12 protein-coding genes are annotated in these 23,305 nt (G+C 67.6%); 9 read left to right on the top strand and 3 right to left on the bottom strand.

From position 1 onward, the window contains the following. Positions 1–3: 3 nt before the first annotated feature. From POF53_RS17875 to POF53_RS17865, 3 genes are all read right to left on the bottom strand, one after another. Positions 4–10,956, bottom strand: coding sequence for an amino acid adenylation domain-containing protein (locus tag POF53_RS17875; protein ID WP_498968779.1), 10,953 nt, complete (start codon positions 10,954–10,956; stop codon positions 4–6). Next, the gene (locus POF53_RS17870; RefSeq protein WP_498968777.1) at positions 10,953–14,357 is read right to left on the bottom strand and encodes an amino acid adenylation domain-containing protein; all 3,405 of its coding nucleotides are present in this window, start codon (positions 14,355–14,357) and stop codon (positions 10,953–10,955) included. Before POF53_RS17870 ends, POF53_RS17875 begins: the two co-directional genes overlap by 4 nt. Positions 14,358–14,543: 186 nt before the next feature. Continuing rightward, positions 14,544–15,527 carry a TauD/TfdA family dioxygenase gene (locus POF53_RS17865; protein WP_498968775.1) on the bottom strand — a complete coding sequence of 328 codons (984 nt, stop codon included), beginning with the start codon at positions 15,525–15,527 and terminating at the stop codon, positions 14,544–14,546. 316 nt (positions 15,528–15,843) lie between these two features. Here POF53_RS17865 and POF53_RS17860 point away from each other — a divergent pair, with 316 nt between their 5' ends. From POF53_RS17860 to POF53_RS17820, 9 genes are all read left to right on the top strand, one after another. After that, positions 15,844–17,037 (top strand): PepSY-associated TM helix domain-containing protein, encoded by a 1,194-nt coding sequence (locus POF53_RS17860; RefSeq protein WP_232856159.1) that lies wholly within the window; start codon positions 15,844–15,846, stop codon positions 17,035–17,037. Between the two features lie 114 nt (positions 17,038–17,151). Then, positions 17,152–18,354: a PepSY-associated TM helix domain-containing protein gene (locus POF53_RS17855; protein WP_498968773.1), complete on the top strand. Its 1,203-nt coding sequence runs from the start codon at positions 17,152–17,154 to the stop codon at positions 18,352–18,354. Then, entirely contained in the window at positions 18,351–18,887 is a 537-nt protein-coding gene (locus tag POF53_RS17850; protein ID WP_232856161.1) for a PA2404 family protein, read from the top strand. The genes POF53_RS17855 and POF53_RS17850 overlap by 4 nt, the downstream gene beginning before the upstream one ends. Beyond that, positions 18,884–19,201 (top strand): hypothetical protein, encoded by a 318-nt coding sequence (locus POF53_RS17845; protein WP_232856162.1) that lies wholly within the window; start codon positions 18,884–18,886, stop codon positions 19,199–19,201. Before POF53_RS17850 ends, POF53_RS17845 begins: the two co-directional genes overlap by 4 nt. Next, positions 19,198–19,767 (top strand): DUF6162 family protein, encoded by a 570-nt coding sequence (locus POF53_RS17840; RefSeq protein ID WP_232856163.1) that lies wholly within the window; start codon positions 19,198–19,200, stop codon positions 19,765–19,767. The genes POF53_RS17845 and POF53_RS17840 overlap by 4 nt, the downstream gene beginning before the upstream one ends. A 10-nt stretch (positions 19,768–19,777) precedes the next feature. Beyond that, complete coding sequence (locus POF53_RS17835) at positions 19,778–20,689, top strand: metal ABC transporter substrate-binding protein (protein WP_198745327.1); 912 nt, start codon at positions 19,778–19,780, stop codon at positions 20,687–20,689. Next, complete coding sequence (locus POF53_RS17830; RefSeq protein ID WP_232856164.1) at positions 20,686–21,432, top strand: metal ABC transporter ATP-binding protein; 747 nt, start codon at positions 20,686–20,688, stop codon at positions 21,430–21,432. The genes POF53_RS17835 and POF53_RS17830 overlap by 4 nt, the downstream gene beginning before the upstream one ends. Next, positions 21,432–22,331: a metal ABC transporter permease gene (locus POF53_RS17825; RefSeq protein WP_028692191.1), complete on the top strand. Its 900-nt coding sequence runs from the start codon at positions 21,432–21,434 to the stop codon at positions 22,329–22,331. The genes POF53_RS17830 and POF53_RS17825 overlap by 1 nt, the downstream gene beginning before the upstream one ends. Next, positions 22,328–23,197, top strand: a complete 870-nt coding sequence (locus POF53_RS17820) for a metal ABC transporter solute-binding protein, Zn/Mn family (RefSeq protein ID WP_498968768.1) — start codon at positions 22,328–22,330, stop codon at positions 23,195–23,197. Before POF53_RS17825 ends, POF53_RS17820 begins: the two co-directional genes overlap by 4 nt. Positions 23,198–23,305 lie beyond the last annotated feature (108 nt).

Below are 23,305 nucleotides of genomic sequence, written 5' to 3'. Positions count from 1 at the left end.
CCGCTAAGCGATCAGATTATCTATTTCCTGTGCAGTAAGACGTTTCAAGGCCTCCAGGGATTTAGTCAGTTCGTCATGGGCGTTGGCGACCTGCCCCGACTTGCGCTCGACCACCTGGCTGAAATCGGCCAGGGTGGCCTGCTCGAACAGCTCGTTCAGGCTCAGGTCGACGCCCAGTTGCTCGCGCACCCGGCCGATCACCTGGACAATCAGCAGCGAGTGCCCACCCAGGTCGAAGAAGTTGTCCTGCAGCCCCACCCGCTCGACATGCAGCACCTCGGCCCAGATCGCCGCCAGCTTGCGCTCCAGCTCCGTGACCGGCGCCACATGGGCCGGCTGCAGCTGGCTGGCGTCCGGCAGCGGCAGGGCCTTGCGGTCCAGCTTGCCGTTGGGGGTCTGCGGCATGCGCGCCAGGCCCACCAGGTGGCTCGGCACCATGTAGTCCGGCAGCCCGGCCTTCAGGTGCGCGCGCAGCTCGCCGCGCAGCGCTTCCACGCCTTGCTGCGCGTCGTGCAGCACCAGGTAGGCCACCAGCTGCTTGCCGGTCGGGCCGTCGATATCGATCACCGCGGCCTCGCGGATCGCCGGGTGCAACAGCAGGCGCTCCTCGATTTCGCCCAGCTCGATGCGGAAGCCACGGATCTTCACCTGGTGGTCCAGGCGCCCGACATACTCGATCACGCCGTCGTCGCGGTAGCGGGTCAGGTCGCCGGTGCGGTACAGGCGCGCGCCCGGCTCGCTGGCGAACGGATCCGGCACGAAGCGCTCGGCGGTGAGGCCCGGACGGTTGTGGTAGCCCCGCGCCAAGCCATCGCCGCCGATCAGCAGCTCGCCGCGCGCGCCTTGCGCCAACACGTCGAGCTCGTCACTGACCACGTGCAGGCGGGTGTTGGCCAGCGGACGGCCCAGCCACACATCGTCGCTGGCGGTCAGGTAGTGGCAGGCCGACCAGATGGTGGTCTCGGTCGGGCCGTAGACGTTCCACACATGCCCGGCCTGGGCAATCAGGCGCTGGGCCAGCTCGGCGCTCAGCGCCTCGCCGCCGCACAGCACCTTCTTGCCGGCGAAGGCACCGGGCGCCGCAGCATCCAGCAGCATGCGCCAGGTCGATGGCGTGGCCTGGACGACGCTGACCGCCTGGGCGTGGATCACCGCCATCAGGGCCTGCGGGTCCTTGTTCACCTGCTCGCCCAGCAGCACCACGCTGGCGCCGCGCAGCAACGGCAGGTACAGCTCAAGGCCGGCGATGTCGAACGACAGCGAGGTCAGCGACAGCACCTTGTCCTGGGCGTCGATGCCCGGCTGGCGCGCCATGCTGCACAGGAAGTTGACCAGCGCGTCGTGGCGGATGGTCACGCCCTTGGGCTTGCCGGTGGAGCCGGAGGTGTAGATCACGTACGCGAGGTTTTCCGGCAGTGCCAGCTGGCGCGGATTGTCCCCGCCGTGCTCGGCTGGCAGCGGCTGGTCCAGGCACAGGCTGTGCACCTGCGGCGGAATCGGCAGGCGCTGCAGCAGGCTGGACTGGGTCAGCAGCAGCGGGATGCCGCTGTCCTCCATCATGTAAGCCAGGCGGTCCTCGGGGAACTGCGGGTCCAGCGGCACATAGGCGCCACCAGCCTTGAGTACCGCCAGCAGGCCGACCAGCATGTCAAGGCTGCGCTCCACGGCGATCCCCACCAGCACATCGGGGCCGACGCCCAGGCTGCGCAGGTGATGGGCCAGGGCGTTGGCGCGACGGTTAAGCTGCTCATAGCTCAGCGACTGCTCGCCCAGCACCGCAGCGATGGCCTGCGGCGTGCGTGCGGCCTGCACCTCGATCAACTGCTGGACGGTCTGCCCGCGTGGATAGTCGGCGGCGCTGTCATTCCAGGCGTGCAGGGTGCGTTCGCGCTCCTCGCGGTTCAGCAGCGGCAGTTCGGCAACCCGCTGCCCGGCGTCCTGGCAGATGCCCTGCAACAGGTTGCGCCAGTGCTGGGCCATGCGCGCCACGCTGGCGGCCTCGAACAGGCTGGTGGCGTAGGTCAGGGTCGCGCTCAGGCCGCCTTCGTGCTCGGCGGTGTCCAGGGTCAAGTCGAACTGCGCGGTCTGCTTGTCCGAGACCAGCCCCTGCAGGCTGAGGCCCGCCAGCTCGCGGGATTCGCCCAGCACCTGGGTCTGGTGGTTGAACAGCACCTGGAACAGCGGGCTGTGGCTCAGGCTGCGCTCCGGCTGCAGGGCCTCGACCAGTTGTTCGAAGGGCAGCTCCTGGTGCGCCTGGGCGCCCAGGGCGGTGTGCTTGACCTGTTGCAGCAATTCGTCGAAGCGCAGTTGCGGCTGGAAGCGGGCATCCAGTACCTGGGTGTTGACGAAGAAGCCGATCAGCCCTTCGGTCTCGGCCCGGGTGCGGTTGGCCACCGGCACGCCGACGCGGATGTCGGCCTGACCGGAATGACGATGCAGCAAGGCCTGGAACGACGCCAGCAGGAGCATGAACAGGGTCACGTCCTGTTGCCCGGCCAGCGCCTTGAGCTGGGCAACCAGGCCCGGCTCCAGGCTCACCTGCAGGCGAGCGCCGTCGTATTGCTGCACGGCGGGACGCGGGTGGTCGGTGGCCAGCTCGAGGATCGGCTGGCTGCTGCCCAGGCGCGCTTGCCAGTAGTCCAGCTGGCGCTGTTGCTCGCCAGCCTCCATCCACTGGCGCTGCCAGGCGGCGTAGTCGGCGTACTGGAACGCCAGGGCCGGCAGCTGCGGGGCCTTACCCTGCAGATGGCTTTCATAGCCGCGCACCAGTTCGTCGACCATGATCGGCATCGACCAGCCGTCGGCGACGATATGGTGCAGGGTCAGCACCAGCACGTGGTCGTCGGCGGCCAGGCGCAGCAAGCGGGCGCGCAGCAGCGGACCGTGCTCGAGGTTGAACGGCTCGCGCACCTGGGCCTCGACCCAGGCCTGTAGCGCCGTCTCATCCAGGGCAGCCGACGCGACCTGCAGCGGAACATCGAGCGTCGGGTGCACAACCTGTTCGGCACTATCGCCCTGCTGCCTGAAGGTGGTGCGCAGGGTTTCGTGACGGGCGATCAGCGCGGCGAAGCTGCTGCGCAGGGCCTCGATGTTCAGCTCGCCCTTCAGACGCAGGGCCGAAGGGATGTTGTAGGCGGCGCTGTCCGGCTCCAGCTGCCAGAGGAACCACTGGCGTTGCTGGGCGTAGGACAACGGCAGCGGCTGGCTGCGGTCCACGACAGTGAACGCCGGCGCCTGGCTGGCCGAACCCTGGCCGGCAGCCTGGGCGAAGGCCCGCAGGTCGGCGGACTCGAACAGGCTGCGCAGCGGGACTTCCAGCTCCAAGCGCTGGCGGATCCGCGAGGTCACTTGGGTGGCCAGCAACGAGTGGCCACCGAGCTCGAAGAAGTTGTCGTGCAGACCCACCTGCTCGACCTTCAGCACTTCGCTCCAGATCGCGGCCAGTTGTTGTTCCAGCGCCGTGCGTGGCGCCACGTAGCCTTGTTGCAGTTGGCTGGCGTCCGGCTTCGGCAGGGCCTTGCGGTCCAGCTTGCCGTTGGCCGTCAGCGGCCACTGGTCCAGCACCAGGAAGTGCGTGGGGACCATGTAGTCCGGCAGGTTGGCTTTCAGGTGCTGTTTCAGCGTGTCACGCAGCGTTGCGTGATCGGCGGATGGATCCTGAGCGATCAGATAGGCAGCCAGTTGCTTGCCCCCTGCCCCGTCGATATCCAGCACCAGCACTTCGCGCACGGCGGCATGTTCTTGCAGGCGTGCCTCGATTTCGCCCAGTTCGATACGGAAGCCACGGATCTTCACCTGATGGTCGATCCGGCCCACGTATTCGATCACCTCCTGGCCGCGATAACGGGCCAGGTCGCCGGTGCGGTACAGACGTCCGCCTTCGCTGGAGAACGGATCCGGTACGAAGCGTTCGGCGGTCAGCGAGGCACGGTTGTGGTAACCGCGCGCCAGGCCGGCTTGGCCGACGTGCAGCTCGCCCGTGCAGCCCTTGGCCACCGGATTGAAATCGGCATCCAGTACATACATCGACAGGTCCGGGATCGCCGCACCGATCGGGCTGCCCGGTTGCTGCGTATCGGCGAAGCGGATCGGCCGGTAGGTCACGTGGACCGTGGTCTCGGTGATGCCGTACATGTTGATCAGGTTGTCGCAGTCCTCGCCGAAACGCTCGAACCAGGGTTGCAGTGCCGCCACATCCAAGGCTTCGCCGCCGAAGATCACGTAGCGCAGTGCCAGATCATCAGCGCTGTCACAGGCCGCCCGCATCAGCGGCTTGAACGCCGATGGGGTCTGGTTCAGCACGGTGACACCCTGCTCCACCAGCAGTTGGTGGAAGTCTTCCGGCGAACGCGTGGTTTCACGCGGCACGATCACCAAACGACCACCGTGCAGCAGCGCACCGAAGATCTCCCAGACGGAGAAGTCGAATGCATAGGAGTGGAACAACGTCCACACATCCTGCGGCCCGAAGCCGAACCAGGCGTCGGTCGCCTTGAACAGGCGCAACAGGTTGTGGTGCGGCAGCAGCGTGCCTTTCGGCTTGCCGGTCGAGCCCGAGGTGTAGATCACATAGGCCAGGTTATCCGGCTGGCTCAGGTGCTCGGGATTCTCATCGCTGTAACCGGCCAGATCATCTTCCAGCTTCAGGCTGCGAACCTGCGATGGCACAGGCAAATCAGCCAGCAAGTGACCTTGAGTCAGCAGCAGTTGAATGCCGCTGTCTTCCATCATGTAGCTCAGGCGGTCCTGCGGGTACTCCGGATCCAGCGGCACATAGGCGCCACCCGCCTTGAGGATCGCCAGCAGGCCGACGATCATCTCGAAGCCGCGCTCCACGGCGATGCCCACCAGCACATCCGGCCCCACGCCCTGCTCGCGCAGCTTGTGAGCCAGGCGGTTGGCACGGCGGTTGAGCTGGTCGTAGCTCAGCGCCTGCCCGGCGAAGGTCACGGCGATCGCCTCAGGCGTACGCACCGCCTGCGCCTCGATCAACTCATGGGTGCAAGCCGTGCTCGGATAGCTGGCCACTACCTGCTGGTCTTCCACCGGCAGGCTGAGCGCACCCAGTGCACGCTGTGCGTCAGCCGCCAACTGCGCAAGCAGGTGCTGGAAGTGCCCCGCCAACTGGTCGATGGCCTGCTCGCTGAAGCACTGGCGATCGAAACTGAAGCTCGCCTCCAGCCGCTCACCCACTTGCACCACCAGGGTCAGCGGGTAGTTGGTCTGCTCCTGATTGAGCACCTCGCCGAACTGCAGCCCCTGCGGCGCGCCCTGTTGCAGCGCCTCGGCGACCGGGTAGTTCTCGAACACCAGAATGTTGTCGAACAGCGCCTCGCCGCTCCAGCCGGCCCAGCGCTGGATCTCGTACAGCGGCGTGTGCTCATGCTCGCGCAAGGCCAGGTTCAGCGCCTGGACCTGCTGCACCCAGTCGCCCACGGTCTGTTCCGGGCGCGGGCTGGCGACCACCGGCAAGGTGTTGATGAACAACCCCAGCTGCTCCTCGACGCCCGGCAATTCGGCCGGGCGACCGGCCACGGTGGCACCGAAGGTCACGCTGGCCTGGCCGGTGTAGCGCTGCAACAGCAGCAGCCAGGCGGCCTGGACCAGGGTGTTGAGGGTAACGCGCTGGTCCCGGGCGAAGTCCGCCAGCTGCCGGGTCTGCTGCGCCTCGAAACGCAGCGCCAGGACGCCATGGCCCTGCCCCTGGGCCGAGGACTTGAACGCCTGGACCAGACGGGTCGGTTCTTGCAAATCGGCCACCTGCCCGCGCCAGAAGGTTTCGCTGGCCTGCTGGTCCTGGCCTTGCAGCCACTGGATATAGTCGCGATAACGGCTGGTCTTGCCGCCCGGCGTCGCGCCGCTGTAGCGCTGCAGCACTTCGCCCAGCAAGCGCGAGCTGCTCCAGCCGTCCATCAGGATATGGTGGCTGGTGTAGATCAGGTGATGACTGTCATCGCCTGTGCGGATCAGCGTCAGGCGCAGCAGCGGACCGCTGGCCAAGTCGAAACCGGCCTGGCGCTCGGCCTGGGCCACGGCATCCGGATCCTGGGACTGGTCGAGCTCGACGAAAGGCACCTGCACCTGGCGCCGTACCACCTGCACCGGTGCCGGCAGATCCTGCGGGAAGCAGCTGCGCAGCACTTCGTGGTTGTCCACCACCGCCTGCCAGGCCGCCCGGAAGCGCGCCATGTCCAGCCCGCGCACATCCACGCGCAACTGGTTGATGTAGTTGCCCGCCGCCTGCTCGTAGAGGCTGTGGAACAGCATGCCCTGCTGCATCGGCGACAGCGGGTAGAGGTCCTCGATTTCCCCGGCCGCCAGCGGCAGGCCGTCCAGTTGCGCCTGGGTCAGCTCGGCCAGCGGGAAGTCCGATGGCGTGACGCCCTGGTGCGGCGCCTGGGCGCAGTGCTCGACCAGCTCGGCCAGCACCTGCTCGTAGCGGCGCGCCAGGGCCTCGATGGTCTCGGGACGGAACACCTCGCGGCTGAAGCTCCAGTCCAGCTCCAGCTCGCCCTGGTAGACCTGCCCGGTGATACCGAGCCAGTTGCCCAGCGGGCTGTCCATATCCTGGGTAGCACCGCTGGCCTCGCTGGCCGGAGTGAACAGCGCGCCCTCGGCCTCGGCGAAGCTGCCGTCGAACTGCCCCAGGTAGTTGAAGGTCACCCGTGGCTGCGGCAATACCGCCAGGCGCGCGCGCAGGTCGGGCTCGCCGAGGTAGCGCAGCACGCCGTAGCCGATGCCTTTGTTCGGCACCGCACGTAACTGCTCCTTGACTGCGCACAATCCCGCGCCCAGCCCATGAGCTGGCGTCAGGCGTACCGGGAACAGGCTGCTGAACCAGCCCAGGGTGCGGCTTAGGTCCAGTTCCGGGAACAGGTCCTCGCGGCCATGGCCTTCGAGCTGGATCAGTACCGATTCCTCTTCGGTCCAGTCGCACAGCACCCGCGCCAGGGCCGCCAGCAGCAGGTCGTTGACCTGGGTGCGGTAGGCGGCGGGCGCCACCTGCAGCAGCTTGCGGGTCAGCGCGGTGTCCAGGCGCGACGAGGCATGGGCGACGTGACGGTTGGTCTGGGCGCCCGACGGATTGTCCCGTGGCAATTCATCGCCAGCGGCTGCGAGGCCGTCCAGCCAGTAATCGGCTTCGGCCAGCAGTTCGGGGCTGCGGGCATAGGCGCCAAGGCGCTCGGCCCAAGCCTTGAGCGAACTGCTCTTGGCCGCCAGCGCCAGCGGCTTGCCCGCGACCAGGGCCGTGTAGGCCAGTTGCAGGTCCTCGAGCAGCACCCGCCAGGACACCCCGTCGACCACCAGGTGGTGGATCACCAGCAGCAAACGCTGCTGGCCTTCGGGCAGGTCCACCAACAGCGCTCGCAGCAGCGGCCCCTTGGCCAGGTCGAGGCTGCGCTGGGCCTGCTCGGCCAGGGCCGGCAGCTCGGCCATATCGTTCAGCTCACGAACCCAGAGCATGTCGTCGGCCTTGCCGGCCTGGAACTCGGCCTGCCAGGTATCGCGCTGGGAGAAGCGCAAGCGCAGTGCGTCGTGTTGGTCGACCAGCGCCTGCAACGCGCCCGTCAGACAGTCGGCGCGCAGCGGCTGGGTCGGTTTGAGCAGCAAAGCCTGGTTCCAATGCTGGCGCTCAGGGATGTCGGTTTCGAAGAAGCGTGACTGGATCGGCAACAATGCCAGCGTGCCGCTGACCTGCTCGACTGTCGCGGCCTTTTTCTCGATACGCTTGGCCACCGCCGCCAACTGGCCGATGGTCTGCTTCTCGAACAATTGCTTGGGGCTGAGCTTGATGCCCTGGCGCTTGGCCCGGGCGATGATCTGCAGGCTGAGGATCGAGTCGCCGCCCAATTCGAAGAAGTTGTCGGTGCTGCCGACCTGGTCGAGCTTGAGCACCTCGGCCCAGATCGCCGCCAGGGCCTGCTCGATCTCGCCGACTGGCGCTGTGTACTGGCGCCGGGCGACACCCGGTGCCGGCAGCGCGCGCTTGTCGAGCTTGCCGTTGGCGGTCAGCGGCAGGCGCTCCAGGAGCAGGATCTGTGATGGCACCATGTAGTCCGGCAGGCGGTCCTGCAATTGCTGGCGCAAGGCTTCACCCTGCAGCCCCTGCCCCACGCACCAGCCCACCAGTTGCAGGCGGGTCTCGTCACCGTCCACCGGCTGGGCCAGGACCACCGCTTCTGCGACCCCGTCCAGCCCCAGCAGCACCCGCGCCACTTCGGCTGGTTCGACACGATAACCGCGCACCTTGACCTGGTCGTCGGCGCGACCGATGAACTCTACCTGGCCCGCGCGGTTGCGTCGCACACGGTCGCCGCTGCGGTACAGGCGCTGGCCCGGCTGCGTAGGGTCCGGCACGAAACGTTCGGCGGTCAGGCCCGGTTGGCCGAGGTAACCCTGAGCGACGCTGGCACCGCCGATGTACAGCTCGCCCGCGACCTGGTCGGCCACCGGGTTGAGCACATCGTCGAGCAGCAGCACATGGGCGCCCGGCAGAGCCGTGCCCACCGGCACGGCACGGGCCTCGGCGGCCAGGGTCGAGACCTCATGGGTCAGCACGCCGACCGTGGTCTCGCTCGGGCCATAGTGGTTGATCAGGCGGCAGCCCGGCTTGAGCCGGCGCACCTGCTCCACCAGGGCGGGCGTGCAGGCCTCGCCACCGACGATCAGCGCCTGCTCGGGCAGCACATCGGCGGGGTTGCCGGCCTGTAGCAGCGCCGCCAGGTGGCCAGGGACGATCTTCAGTACGCCAACCCGGTGTTCGGCCATGTAGCGGGCGAAGGCGTCCGGGTCGAAGCCCAGCGCCTCGGGCAGCACATGCAGCAGGCGCCCGGCGCACAGGGCGCCGAACAGCACGGTGTGGCCCAGGTCGGCGGCGATGGTCGAGACCAGCGCCATACTCGCCTCCGGTGCTGGCGCCAGGCGCTTGAGCAGGCCGGCGACATAGCTGGCCAGGGCGCCATGACTGACCAGCACGCCCTTGGGCTGGCCGGTGGAGCCGGAGGTGTGGATCACATAGGCTGGCGATTCAGACCACAGCGTGATGGCCGGCGCGCTGGCCGGCAGGTCCTGCCATTGTTCGGGCACATAGCCCACGGTCAGGCGATCGGCGGCGGCCAGGCTGGTCAGGCGCGCATCGCCGGCGGCGCACAACAGCACCTTGGCCTGCGCCGCATCGAGCATCTGCCGCAGACGCGCTTCAGGCGCCTTGGTGTCCAACGGCATGTACACGGCGCCGGCCTTGAGAATGCCGAGCATGCAGGTCAGCCAGTCCAGCGAACGCTCCATCAGCACCGCCACCGGCTGGCCGCGGGTCACGCCCTGGCGTTGCAGGTGGTGAGCCAGACGGTTGGCAGCCTGGTCCAGGGCGGCGAAGCTCAGGCTGTGCTCCAGGCTGCGGGCGGCGAGCGCCTCGGGCTGGCGGCGTACCTGTTGCTGCCACTGCTCCAGCACCAGCGCCGGCGCCTCGCGCTCCGGCGCCTGCCCGACAGGCAGCGGCGCGGCCAGGCGGTGCAGCGGCAGCTGCGGCGCGTCGAGCAACTGGCCCAGCAGCTCGATGAACGCCGGGATGAACGCCTCCACCGTGGCGCGCTGGTAGAGGTCGCTGGCGAAGGTCATCTCGCCGTGGATCAGTTGGCCGTCGTCGGTGATGTCCAGCGCCAGGTCGAAGTGGGTACCGACCTTGTCCAGCGGGTACTCGGCGACGCTCAGGCCCGGCAGGGCCAGCGAGCGCTGGCGCTGCATGCCGACGTTCTGGTTGAACTTGACCTGGAACAGCGGGTTGTGACCCAGGTTGCGCTCCGGCACCAGTGCGTCCACCAGTTGCTCGAACGGCAGTTCCTGGTGCGCCTGGGCGCCAAGCACCGCCTCGCGCACCCGGGCCAGCAGGTCGTCGAAGCTCAGGCGCTCGTCCACCTGGCAGCGCAGCACCTGGGTGTTGACGAAGAAACCGATCAGCCCCTCGACCTCGGCGCGGCCGCGGTTGGCGTTGGGCACGCCGATGCGGATATCACGCTGCCCGGCCTGGCGCGAGAGGAACAGCGAGAAGCCCGCCAGCACCAGCATGAACAGGGTCATGCCCTGGGCGCGGGCGTAGCCGCCCAGGCGTCGGGACAGCTCGGCGCCGAAGTCGAAGCTCAGGGTCTGGCCGTCGAAGCTCTGGGTCAGCGGGCGGGCATGGTCAGCGGCCACCTCCAGCAACGGCTGCTCCTCGCCCAGCTGCTGGCGCCAGTAGCCGAGCTGGCGCTCGCCCTCCCCGGCTTCCAGCCAGCTGCGCTGCCAGATCGCATAGTCGGCGTACTGCACCTCCAGCGCCGGCAACTGCGGCGCCTGCCCCTGGCTGAAAGCCTGGTAGCTGTGCACGAACTCCTTGACCATCACATCCATCGACCAGCCGTCGGAGACGATGTGGTGCATGCACACCAGCAGCACGTAGTCCTCGGCCGCCAGCCGGTAAAGGGTGGCGCGCAGCAGCGGCCCGTGCAGCAGGTCGAAGGGCTGGTGGCTGGCCTCGCGCACCTGCGTGGCCAGCTCGGCCTCGCGCCGGTCGCTGGCCACACCGGTGAGATCGACCTGCGCCAGGGGTACGGCCTGGGTCGCGAGGATCACCTGGCGTGGCTGCTCGCCATCGACCTGGAACACCGTGCGCAGTGCCTCATGGCGCGCCACCAGGTGCTCGAACGAGCGCTGCAGGGCCGCCACGTCGAGCCGGCCGCTCAGGCGCAGGCCGGCCGCCATGTTGTAGGCCGCGCTGTGCGGCTCCAGCTGCCAGAGGAACAGCAGGCGCTGCTGGGCGAAGGACAGGGGGATGCTGGCAAAGTCGTGACGCGACTCGACCACCGGCAACAGGCTGAAGTCCTTGCCGTCCTCGCGCAGCTTGGCGAGGAACTGCCGGCGCTGCTCCAGAGGCAGGCTGACGAACCGTTTTGCAATGCGTACCGCCATATTGCCACTCATGCCTCAACCCCTTCCAAGGAACTCATGAACGCGTCCATATCCGACCAGTCGTCATCTTTATCACCGCCCTCCAGGCGGCCCAGCTCGGCGGCCAGGTCGCCCAGCGCGGGGTGTTCGAACAGGCTGCGCAACGGCAGCACCAGGCCCAGTTGGTCCTTGATCCGCGCCAATACCTGGGCGGCCAGCAACGAGTGCCCGCCCAGTTCGAAGAAGTGATCGTCCAGGCCGACCTTGGTCACGCCCAGCACCTGCATCCAGATCTGCGCCAGTTGCTGCTCGATGGCGCTCTGCGGCGCCCGATACTCAGCCTGTAATGCACTGGGGTCCGGTGCCGGCAGGGCCTTGCGGTCGAGCTTGCCGCTGGGCGTCAGGGGCAGGCGCGGCAGCAGCAGCAGGTGGCCGGGTACCATGTATTCGGGCAGGCGCGCCTTGAGCAGGCTGCGCACCTGCTGGCGGAACCGCGCCTGTTCGGCGGCATCCTGCTCGGCGGCGTCGGGCACTACATAGGCGACCAGTTGCAGGCCGCCGGTCATCGGCAGGGCCAGCACCACCGCTTCGCGAACGCCCGGGCACTGCTGCAGGCGCGCCTCGATCTCGCCGAGCTCGATGCGGAAACCCCGGACCTTGACCTGGTGATCGACACGGCCGATGTACTCGATGGCGCCGTCAGCGCCCAGGCGCGCACGGTCGCCGGTGCGGTACAGGCGCTCGCCATGGGCGAACGGGTCGGCGACGAAGCGCTGGGCGCTCAGCGCCGGTTGACCGTGGTAGCCACGGGCCAGGCCCGGACCGCCGATGTACAGCTCGCCCACACCGCCCTGCGGCAGCAGTTCGAGGTCATCGTCGAGGATGTACAGCCGACGCTGCGCCAGGCCCTGGCCGATGGGGATGCCGCGCCAGGACACCGCCTCGTGGCCGAGCCCGGTGCAGTCGTGGATGGTCGAGACCACCGTGGCCTCGGTCGGGCCATAGGTGTTGAGCAGGCGCACATGGCCCAACCCGGCCAGTTGCCACAGGCGCAACCCGTCCACCGCCATCGCTTCGCCGCCGACGTGGATCTGGCGCAGCGCGCCGTAGCTGGCCGGTGGACGCGCCGCGAAGTCTTGCACCAGCCAGTACCAGTAGGCAGCCGGCAGGTCGGCCAGGGTCACGCCGTGGCTGATCAGCACCTCATGCAGGGCGGCGCTGTCCCACAGGCGGGTATCGCGCAGCACCACGCAGGCGCCGTGGCACAGCGGCGGGAAGAACTGCTCGACGAAGCCGTCGAAGCTGCTGGTGGCGAACTGCAGGACGCGGTCGCCTTCGCGCAGGTCGCTGTAGTCGATGGCGCGGGCGATGAACTCACTCAGGGCGCCGTGGCTGATGGCCACGCCCTTGGGCCGGCCGGTGGAACCGGAGGTGTAGATCACATAGGCCAGGTTGTCGTGGGTGACGGTCAACGCCAGGTCGTCCGCCGACTCATCGTCCAGCGCCAACTGATCCAGGCACAGGCAACGCAGCCCATCCTGCGCCGGCAGGCCGGGCAACTGGGCGGTGGTGGTCAGCAGCCATTGCAGGCCGCTGTCCTCGAAGACATGGCCCAGGCGTTCGGCCGGGGCCTGCAGATCCAGCGGCACATAGGCGCCGCCGGCCTTGAGCACGGCCAGCAGGGCCACGGCCAGGTCCAGCGAGCGATCCAGGGCCACGCCCACCAGCACATCGGGGCCGACGCCCTGATGGCGCAGGTGATGGGCCAGGCGATTGCTGCGGGCATTGAGTTCGGCATAGCTCATGGATGGCGCCGCGGCGCCGTCGGCCAGGATCAATGCCAATGCCTCGCCGCTACGGGCGGCCTGGGCTTCGAACAGCCGTTGCACCGGTACCAGCGACGACACCTCGGCCACCGGGCACAGCAGCGCCTGGCGCTCGGCCTCGGCCAGCAGCGGCAACTCGCCCAGGCGCTGGCGCGGTGCCTGGCAGACCGCGCGCAGCAGGTTGCGCCAGTGCCCGGCCAGGGCGGCGATGGTGGCTTCGTCGAAGAGGTCGGTGGCATAGGTGAAGGCGGCGAACAGCTGCTCGCCCTCCTCCCGGGTGTCGAGCATCAGGTCGCTGGTGGCGGCATGCTGGCGGCGGCTGCCGGCCAGCTGCTCGGCACTCAGGTAGCCCACGCGCAGGCCGCAGTCCAGACGCACGTCATTGAGGTCGGTGACCAGCGGCTGGTGGTTGAACATCACCTGGAACAGCGGCGTATGGCTCTGGCTGCGCTGGGGCTGCAGGGCTTCGATCAGCGCGTCGAACGGCAGGTCCTGGTGCGCCTGGGCGCCGACGGAGGCCTGGTGCAGGCTGCGCAGCAGGTCGCTGAACGGCGTCTGCGCGGTGAACTGGCTGCGCAGCACCTGGGTGTTGACGAAGAAGCCGACCAGCCCTTCGGTCTCGCTGCGGTTGCGGTTGGCGATCAGGCCGCCGACACGGATGTCGGTTTGCCCGCTGTAGCGGTACAGCAGGGTCTTGAACACGGCCAGCAGCACCGTGGACAGCGTCACGCCGTGCTGCTGGGCCAACTGCTTGAGATCCTCGCGCAGGCCCGCGTCGAGCATCAGCTCCAGACGCTCGCCGAGGTGGCTGGGCTGGGCCGGGTAAGGCCGGTCGGTCGGCAGCTCCAGCAACGGGTGCTCTTCACCCAGCTGCTCGCGCCAGTAGTCCAGCTGGCGCTCGCGCTCGCCGGCCTCCAGCCAGCTGCGCTGCCACAGCGCATAGTCGCGATAGTGCACCTTGAGCTCCGCCAGCTGCGGCTCGCGCCCCGCCACAAGGGCGTCGTAGCTGCGCATGAATTCGTCGATCAGGATGTTCATCGACCAGCCGTCGGCGATGATGTGGTGCAGGGTCAGCAACAGCACGTGTTCCTGGGGCGCCAGGCGCAACAGGGCGATGCCGAACAGCGGCCCGCCTTCGAGGTCGAAGGCCTGGGTGGCCTGGGCCGCCATCTGCTGGTGCGCGCGCTCCCAGCGCGTGGTTTCGGGTAAGTCGGCCAGGTCGAACAGCTGGATGCTCACCGGCGCAGGCTCCGCCACCCGCTGCAACGCCCGCTCGCCGTCCTGGGCGAAGGTGGTGCGCAGGCATTCGTGGCGGGCGACCAGCAGGCTGAACGCCCGCTCCAGCGCCTCGACCTGCAGCTCGCCGTCGAGGCGCACGGCCATCGGCAGGTTGTAGGCGGCGCTGTGGGGTTCCAGCTGCCAGAGGAACCACATGCGCTGCTGGGCGTAGGACAGGCCGTCGCGCTCGCTCAGACCGGCACAGGACGACATGGGCAGCTGCGCGAAATCGATACCCTCGCGTCGCATCCCTTCGAGGAACAAGCGGCGCTTGTCCAGGGGCAACTCGATGAAACGGCGGGAAAGTTTCTGGGCGTCTGCGGCATTCATGTGTGAGGTCCTTGCTGATCGGCGGCGCGACCGGAAGGTCCGGGCGCATCAACAAGAACGAATGGGCGGGGGGATGATTTAGCGGAGGCGTTCGGCGCGGGAGCGATGGGGGCGCTGCGCGCCCCTTTCGCGGCACAAGGCCGCTCCTACAGGAGGTCGCGCCGACCTGCAGGAACGATCGGCAGGTCAGGCCTGATCCAGCGAGCGCCCCTCGGCCATCGCCACGATCACCTTGCGCGGGCCTTCGAACGGCGCACGGGCATGGGCGGCCAGCATGTTGTCAAGCATCATCACGTCACCCTCCTGCCAGAGGAAACTGATCTTGCAGTCCTCCAGCACCGCACGGATCTCATCGAGCACCTCGTCCTCGATGGGCGAACCGTCGCCGTAGTAGACGTTGCGCGGCAGGTCTTCCTCATCGACGATGTCCAGCAGGCTTTCCCGCACCTCGGGCGGCAGGTTGGAAATATGGAACAGGTGCGCCTGGTTGAACCAGACCATGTCGCCGGTCACCGGGTGCTCGGCCACCGCCTGGCACACCTGACGGGTACGCAGCTCGCCGTCATCCTTCCATTCGCAGGTGATGCCGTGAGCCTTGCAGTAGGCTTCGACCTCCTGCGGGTCATCGGTATTGAATACATCCTCCCACGACACATCCAGCCCGTTGCCGAAGTTGCGCACGTACATCAGGCCCTTGCTGACGAAACGCTCGCGGACATGCACCGGCACCCGCCGATAGACTTCGCGACTGTCGGCAATCGGCGTCTGACCACCGGATTTTGCCGCGATCATGCTGTAGAACCAGATTTTCATCGGCCAGTCGCGGGAGTAGGCCTGCTCGTTGTGCAGCGGAATATGCTGGTGCGCCGGGTACTCGGTGGAGGTGTAGACCCCCTGGGTAACGTTGGTGCGCGGCGTCGAGCCGAACTCGTAGTTGAGCAGCGGGTGACCGAAGCTGGCGGCGAACTGGCGGAACTGCTCGGCGCCCTCCAGGCGGAATCCGCGGAACAGGATGCCGCCGTCGCGCAGCAGGTGTTCATCCACCAGCGCCTTGAGCTCGTCGAACACCTCCAACAGGCTGGTGTCGTCGTCACCCGCCTCCACCAGCAACGGCAAACGTCCCTGCTCCGGCAACAGCGGACGCACTGTAAATCCCACAGCAACACCCATGACGGGCCTCCTGTACACATTCGATGAAAGGGACCGACGGCCCAGGGGCACGCTCGCGTCCGGTGATAGGAGGACGTTTCGAGGGGCAGGCAAATTAGTCCCTTTGCAGGAGCGATGCAGGCACTGTGGCGCCTGGCACCGGCACTGCCGGTGTTCGCGGGGCAAGCCCGCTCCCACGAGGGCCTGCATCGCCAGCACGGCCACCCTGGAAACACTTGCTTGCAAATGATCCATCAGGTTTTGCCCTGCTCATGCGTCTCTTTCAGATACGGCCGGGCTTTTGCCCCTGAACTTCGCCATTGACACTGCGTACCCCATGTCGAAAAAGTCACGCTCGAAAATCTGGTTCCTCGTGCACAGCTGGCTGGCCCTGCCCATCTGGTTCTTCGTGCTGATCGTCTGCGTCACCGGCACCCTGGCGGTGATCAGCCGCGAGATCGTCTGGCTGGCCAACCCGCAAACCCGCGCCAACCCGCCTTCGGACGAGGCCCGGCGGCTGAACTACGACGAACTGCTGGTGGCCATGCAGCGCGACCAGCCCGGTATCGCCGTGGCCAGCCTGATGACCCTGAGCGAATCGCACTTCGCCATGCTGTCGGATGTCACCTACCCCGACGGCCGTACCCTGAGGGTCTACGTCAACCCCTATACCGGGCATATTCAGGGCGTCCCGCCGCAGTTCAACTTCGAAGAGTTCACCCGCGCACTGCACGGCTGGTGGCTGGTGCCGCATACCAACGGCTACAGCTGGGGCTGGTACCTGGTGTCGCTGCTCGGGCTGCCGATGCTGGCCTCGCTGGTCACCGGCCTGGTGATCTACAAGCGCTTCTGGAAAGGTTTCTTCAAGCCGACCCTGCGCTTCAACCAGGGCGCACGGATCTTCTGGGGCGATTTCCACCGCCTGAGCGGCATCTGGTCGATCTGGTTCATCGCGGTGATTTCCATCACCGGTACCTGGTTCCTGGTCAAGGCGCTGCTCGCCGACAACCATATCGCCATTTCCAGCCAGCCCATCATTCCGGTGATAGCCCGCGAGACGGTGCCACTGACCGCCGACGGCAGCCCCGCGCCGATGATCAGCCCGGACGAAGCGGTGAGAATCACCCAGCGCGAGATTCCCGGCTTCACCGTCGACTATGTCGGTTTTCCCAGCAACGCCTATGCGCACCTGAGCATCGGCGGCATGAGCTGGTATCCGCTGGTGTACCAGAAGGCCGAGATCAACCCCTATACCGGGGCGATGGAGGCCAGCCGCCTGCTCGGCGATCGCAAGGCGGTGGAGATCTTCACCGAGTCCATGCGCCCGCTGCACACCGGCGAGTTCGCCGGCCTGACGAGCAAGCTGATCTGGTTCTTCTTCGGCCTGCTACTGAGCATGATGGTGCTCAGCGGCCTGCTGATCTGGAGCAAGCGCACCGCCCTGGCCACCGCCAACGCGCTCAAGCGCAGCCTGAAGCAGGCGCGCGCGGCCAAGGCGCCGGTTTCGACGGAGGTCACGTCCAGTTCTTGAAACATTTTCTTTCATTTGCTTTGGCAGCTTTCTGATTCTCATTCGTCCTTACTTATGCAGCCTTCCAGGTTGAGCACAGACTCGACCGTATTTTTATATGCAGAAGACCGAGCGATGGCCCGACAATCGAGAAAGAAATCCAATTCCAAGCTGTGGTTCCTGGTCCACAGCTGGCTTGCCCTGCCGATCTGGTTCTTCGTCCTGATCGTCTGCTTCACCGGCATGCTCGCGGTGGTCAGCCAGGAGATCGTCTGGCTGGCCAACGCCGACGTGCGCGCCAGCAAGCCCGACAACGACAGCCAGCGCCTGAGCTACCAGCAGGTGCTTGACGCCATGCACAAGGTCGAACCGGACCTGGCAGTGCGTTTCTTCAGCCAGCCGGACGGTTCGCACTTCGCCCTGCAGGCCTCGGTAACCCGCGCCGACGGCACCAATGCGCTGCTCTACGTCAACCCGTACAGCGGGGCCATACAGGGGCAGCGTCCGGACTTCGACTTCGAGGCCTTCACCCGCGCCCTGCACGGCTGGTGGCTGGTGCCCTTCACCAACGGCTACAGCTGGGGCTGGTACCTGGTGTCGCTGCTCGGGCTGCCGATGCTGGCCTCGCTGGTCACGGGGCTGGTGGTGTACAAGAAGTTCTGGCGCGGTTTCTTCAAGCCAGTGCGTACCGGCCACGGCCCACGGATCTTCTGGGGCGACCTGCACCGCCTGGCCGGGGTGTGGTCGATCTGGTTCATCGCGGTCATTTCCATCACCGGCACCTGGTTCCTGATCCAGGCGATCCTCGGCGACAACCATGTGACAGTTTCCACCGAGCCGATCGTGCCGGTCATCGCCCGTGAGCAGGTGCCGCAGACTGCCGACGGCAGCCCGGCGCCACGCATCGACCTGGACCAGGCGGCACGCATCGCCACCGAGAAAGTACCCGGCCTGGACATCAGCTTCATCTCGCTGCCCGCCACCGCCTACAGCCACTACAGCATGGGCGGGCGCGGCTGGTACCCGCTGATGTTCCAAACCGCCGAGGTCAACCCCTATACACGCAACGTCGACAGCCAGTTCCTGCTTGGCGACCGCTCGGCCCTCGAGTTCGTCACCGAATCCATGCGCCCGCTGCACACCGGTGATTTCGGTGGCCTGGCGATCAAGCTGATCTGGTTCTTCTTCGGCCTGGTGCTGACCCTGATGGTGTTCAGCGGCCTGCTGATCTGGACCAAACGCACCACCCAGGCCACCCTCGCCGCCCTCAAGCGCAGCGAGCGTCCGGCACGCAAGCGCGCTGCGGCCAGCCCAACCACCCTGGAGGCCCAACCTTGAGCCAGACCGACACCCTGCCGCCCAGCGGCCTGAAGCAGCTGTGGCTGAAATGGCGCTTCCACCTGAACATCCTGCTGATCCTCGTGCCGCTGGGCTTCATGCCCAAGTACTTCGCCGACGCCAGCCTGTTCCGCGGCGACAGCGGCCTGGGCGCCAACATCGTCGAGGATATCCAGGTCGGACGCTGGACCCTGGACCTGGCCGAACTGCGCGACGAGGCCCCGCGCGCCGAAGGCCCGGCCGGCTACTTCAAGGCCTTCAACGCCGCCTGCGGCAACTGCAACGACGGCGCCAAGGCCATCTACCTGCGGGTGGGCAAGCCGCGCAGCCTGCGCGCCGCCGGCACGATCTTCTTTGGTGCGCCGGCGCGCATGGGCACTTCGCTGCCGATCCCGCCACGCACCCGACCCGACGCCGACATCTGGATCACCATCGAAGGCTGGGACGGCAAGATGTACCAGGCCGCGGTGCCGCTGGCCAAGGCATCCCCCGCCACCGCGGCCTGGCTCGAGAAACAAGGAGGCAACAAATGAAACAGCTGATGTGCAGGCTCGCCCTGCCCCTCTTGGCCCTGGCCGCCACCCCGGCGCTGGCGCACAACCCGATGTGCGAGTGCACCGAGCACGGCGAGCAGATCACCTGCAAGGGCGGCTTCTCCGACGGCAGCGGCGCTCCCGGGGTGACCCTGGACGTGATCGGCTACGACGAGCAGGTGCTGGTGGCGAGCAAGCTCGGCGACGACTCGACCCTGACCTTCAAGCGCCCCGACGGTGAGTTCTACGTGCTGTTCGATGCCGGCCCCGGCCACGTGGTGGAAGTGGACCACGCCGACATCGGTGCGCCATGAGCCGCGCCCAGGTGGTGCGCCCGGCCGGCGCCGGGCACGAGACCCTTTATGTGCTGCTGGCCGCGCTGCTGATCGTGGTGCTGGCCGCCAGCGTGGTGGCCGCGCGCGGCGAGCGCGAGGATGAACAGGCCATCGCCGCCCACCAGCTCGACGCCCGCCGCGACCTCAATGCCGCCGAACAGGGCATCCACACCGACCTGTGGGTGGCCGTCGAGGAGATCCGCGCCCTGCGCGAGGACAACGGCACCGCCCCGGACGCCCAGGCCCTGGCCGACGAGGGGCTGCCGCCGTTCGTCAACGACGCCAGCAGCCAGAGCCGCGGCAGCCACCAGTGGTCGCTGCTGGCCAACGGCGCCTACCTGGGCCGCAGTCAGGACACCCAGGTGGCCGGCAGCTTCCTGGTGATCCTGCCCGCCGCCAGCGACGCCCAGCCGGATGTCTGGCTGCGCCGCGACAGCACCGCCCTGCCCCCGGACGCGCTGGACAGCGATGCGCTGATCGCCGCCGGCTGGCAGCAGATCGTCACCCACTACGACGCCGGGGTCACCCGCCAACACCGTCACTAAGGACCTGCCCATGCTCCGCTTCGCCCGCCGCACCCTGGCGCTGCTCCTGGCCTGCGCCCTGCCCGCCGTGGCCCTCGCCGACAATGGCAAGCCGCTGCGCATCGGCATCACCCTGCACCCCTACTACAGCTACGTGAGCAACATCGTCGGCGACAAGGCCGAGGTGGTGCCGCTGATCCCGGCCGGCTTCAATCCCCACGCCTACGAGCCCCGCGCCGAGGACATCAAGCGCATCGGCAGCCTCGACGTGATCGTGCTCAACGGTGTCGGCCACGACGACTTCGCCGACCGCATGATCGCCGCCAGCGAAAAGCCCGACATCAAGACCATCGAGTCCAACGCCAACGTGCCGCTGCTGGCGGCCACCGGCATCGCCGCCCGCGGCGCCGGCAAGGTGGTCAACCCCCACACCTTCCTGTCGATCAGCGCCACCATTGCCCAGGTCAACAACATCGCCCGCGAACTGGGCAAGCTCGACCCGGACAACGCCAAGTTCTACACGCAGAACGCCCGGGCCTACGCCAAGCGCCTGCGTGCCCTGCGTGCCGAGGCGCTGGCCAAGGTCACCGAGGCACCGGACGCGACCTTCCGTGTCGCCACCATCCACGCCGCCTACGACTACCTGGTGCGCGACTTCGGCCTGGAAGTCACCGCCGTGGTGGAACCAGCCCACGGCATCGAACCGAGCCCGGCGCAGCTGAAGAAGACCATCGACCAGCTCAAGGCCCTGGATGTGAAGGTGATCTTCTCGGAGATGGACTTCCCCTCGGCCTACGTCGACACCATCCACCGCGAGTCCGGCGTGCGCATCTACCCGCTCACGCACATCTCCTACGGCGAATACACCACCGAGAAGTACGAGGTGGAGATGAAGCGCAACCTCGACACGGTGGTCCAGGCCATCCAGGAGAACCGCACGTGACCGCCGCCGCCAACCTCACAACCGCCAGCGGGCCGCGTATCGAATTCGACGGCATCGACCTCACCCTTGGCCGCACACGCATCCTCGAGAACGTGCGCTTCAGCGTCGCCCCCGGCAGCGTGCACGCCATCGTCGGCCCCAACGGTGGCGGCAAGAGTTCGCTGATCAAGACCCTGCTCGGGCAGATGCCGCACCAGGGCCTGTTGACCCTGCACTGGCCCACCGAGCGTGAAGTGATCGGCTACGTGCCCCAGGCCCTGGAATTCGACCGTGGCCTGCCAATGACCGTGGACGACTTCATGGCCGCCATGTGCCAGCGCCGCCCGGCATTCCTCGGCCTGTCCCGACGCGTGCGCCCGGCGATCGACGCGGCGCTGGCGCGGGTAGGCATGCTCGACAAGCGCAAGCGGCGCATGGGCGCGCTGTCCGGCGGCGAGCGCCAGCGCGTGCTGCTGGCCCAGGGGCTGATCCCCGAGCCACAGCTGCTGGTGCTGGACGAGCCGATGTCGGCCCTCGACGAGGCCGGCATCCAGGTGTTCGAGCAACTGCTGCACGGCTGGCGCCAGGCCGGCACCACCGTTCTGTGGATCGAGCACGACCTGGAAGCGGTGCTGCGCCTGGCCGACCGGGTCACCGGGCTGAGCCGCCAGGTGCTGTTCGACGCCCCGCCAGCCCAGGCCCTGACTCCCGAGCGCCTGCTTGGGCTGTTCTCCGTCCATCCGCGCAGCGAGAGCCTTGCCTGATGAGTTTCGAATCCTTCCGCCAGCTGGTCCAGGACTGGGCCACCGCTGGTTACCTGCCGGAGGCGCTGGCCTACGGTTTCGTGGTCAACGCCCTGCTGGCAGGCCTGATGATCGGCCCGGTGCTGGGCGGGCTGGGTACCCTGGTGGTGGTCAAGCGCTTCGCCTTCTTCTCCGAGGCGGTCGGCCATGCCGCGCTGACCGGCGTGGCCATCGGCATCCTGCTCGGCGAGCCCTACACCGGCCCGTACGGCAGCCTGTTCGGCTACTGCCTGCTGTTCGGCATCCTGCTCAACTTCCTGCGCAACCGCACCGGCTTGTCCCCGGATACGCTGATCGGCGTGTTCCTCTCGGTGTCGCTGGCCCTGGGCGCGAGCCTGTTGCTGATGCTGGCCGGCAAGATCAACGTGCACATCCTCGAGAACGTGCTGTTCGGTTCGGTGCTCACCGTCAGCGCCCACGACCTGCTGGTGCTGGGTATCGTCGCCGTGCTGGTGCTGGCCCTGGCCCTGCCGCTGTACAACCGCATCATGCTGGCTAGTTTCAACCCGCAGCTGGCGGCGGTGCGCGGGGTGGCGGTGAAGACCCTGGACTACCTGTTCGTGGTCCTGGTGACCCTGGTCACCGTGGCCTCGGTGAAGGTGATCGGCGCGATCCTGGTCGGCGCCCTGCTGGTGATCCCGGCGGCGGCGGCGCGGCTGGTCAGCCAGTCGCTCAAGGGCTTCTTCTTCGTCTCGGTGATCATCGCCACCCTGAGCACCCTGCTCGGCATCCTGCTGCCGATCGTCTTCGACCTGCCGGTGCCCTCGGGCGCGGCGATCATCCTGGTCGCCGGGATCTGCTTCGCCCTCGCCGCCCTGGCCCGCGCCCTCGTCCCCCGCCTGCAAGGAAACCCGGCATGACCCTGAAGAAACTGACCCTGGCCCTGGCCCTGAGTGGCCTGCCGCTGCTGGCCAATGCTACTGAAGTGCTGACCACCCTGCCGGTGACCCACAGCCTGGCCAGCGTATTGCTTGACGGCACCTCGGTGCAGCTCAAGCGCGCCGCCCCGGCCAATCTGCCGGCCAGCCGCCAGCCGTCGTACTTCAGCGGCCGTGGCGGCGCCGGCCTGCACAAGGCGGCGTCGAAGGCCGACGCGGTGATCGGCGTGCGCTCGATCTGGCGTGACGACCCGCTCTATCCCACGGCCCGGCGCAGCAATATCCGCATCGTCGAGATCGACGCCGCGCGGCCGGTGGATGGCGCCCTGCCTGGTATCGCGGTCAAGGGGGATGAGGCGTTTACCGCCTACCCCTGGCTGAACCCGACCAACCTGGGGCGCATGGCCGATGTCGTCGCCAACGACCTGGAACGACTTGCGCCAGCCGACAAGGCGAAGATCCAGGGCAACCTGGCCGGCCTCAAGCGGCAGATGCTGGAGCTGACCGCCAACAGCCAGACACGCCTGGCCGAGGTCGACAACCTGACTGTGGTCAGCCTGTCCGAGCGCCTGGGCTACCTGGCCAGCGGGTTGAACCTGGATGTGGTCGAACAGCCACTGCCCGCCGACGACAAATGGGACGAGACGGCGCTCAAGGCGCTGGGCGAGCACCTCAAGGCGCAGGATGTGGCGCTGGTGCTGCATCATCGTCAGCCGGACGCAAAGGTGGCCGAGATGATCGCCGCTTCCGGGGCGAAGTTGCTGGTGCTGGACAGCGATCCGGACGACACCGTGGCGGGGCTCAAGGCCAGTGTCGAGCAGGTGGTCAAGGCACTCGGCGACAGTTGAGCGCCTTTGCAGGAAATCGCGAAGGGAACAAATACCCTGTGGGAGCGGGTTTACCCGCGAAGAAAGCAACACGGTGCATGGCACCGGCTTCGCCGGTGTTCGCGGCTA

The organism is Mitsuaria sp. RG, assembly GCF_028369275.1.
In the GTDB taxonomy this organism is placed as follows: Bacteria; Pseudomonadota; Gammaproteobacteria; order Pseudomonadales; family Pseudomonadaceae; genus Aquipseudomonas; species Aquipseudomonas peradeniyensis.
Note: the sequence above shows the minus strand (reverse complement) of the source record. Positions and strands in the feature narration are given on the sequence as shown.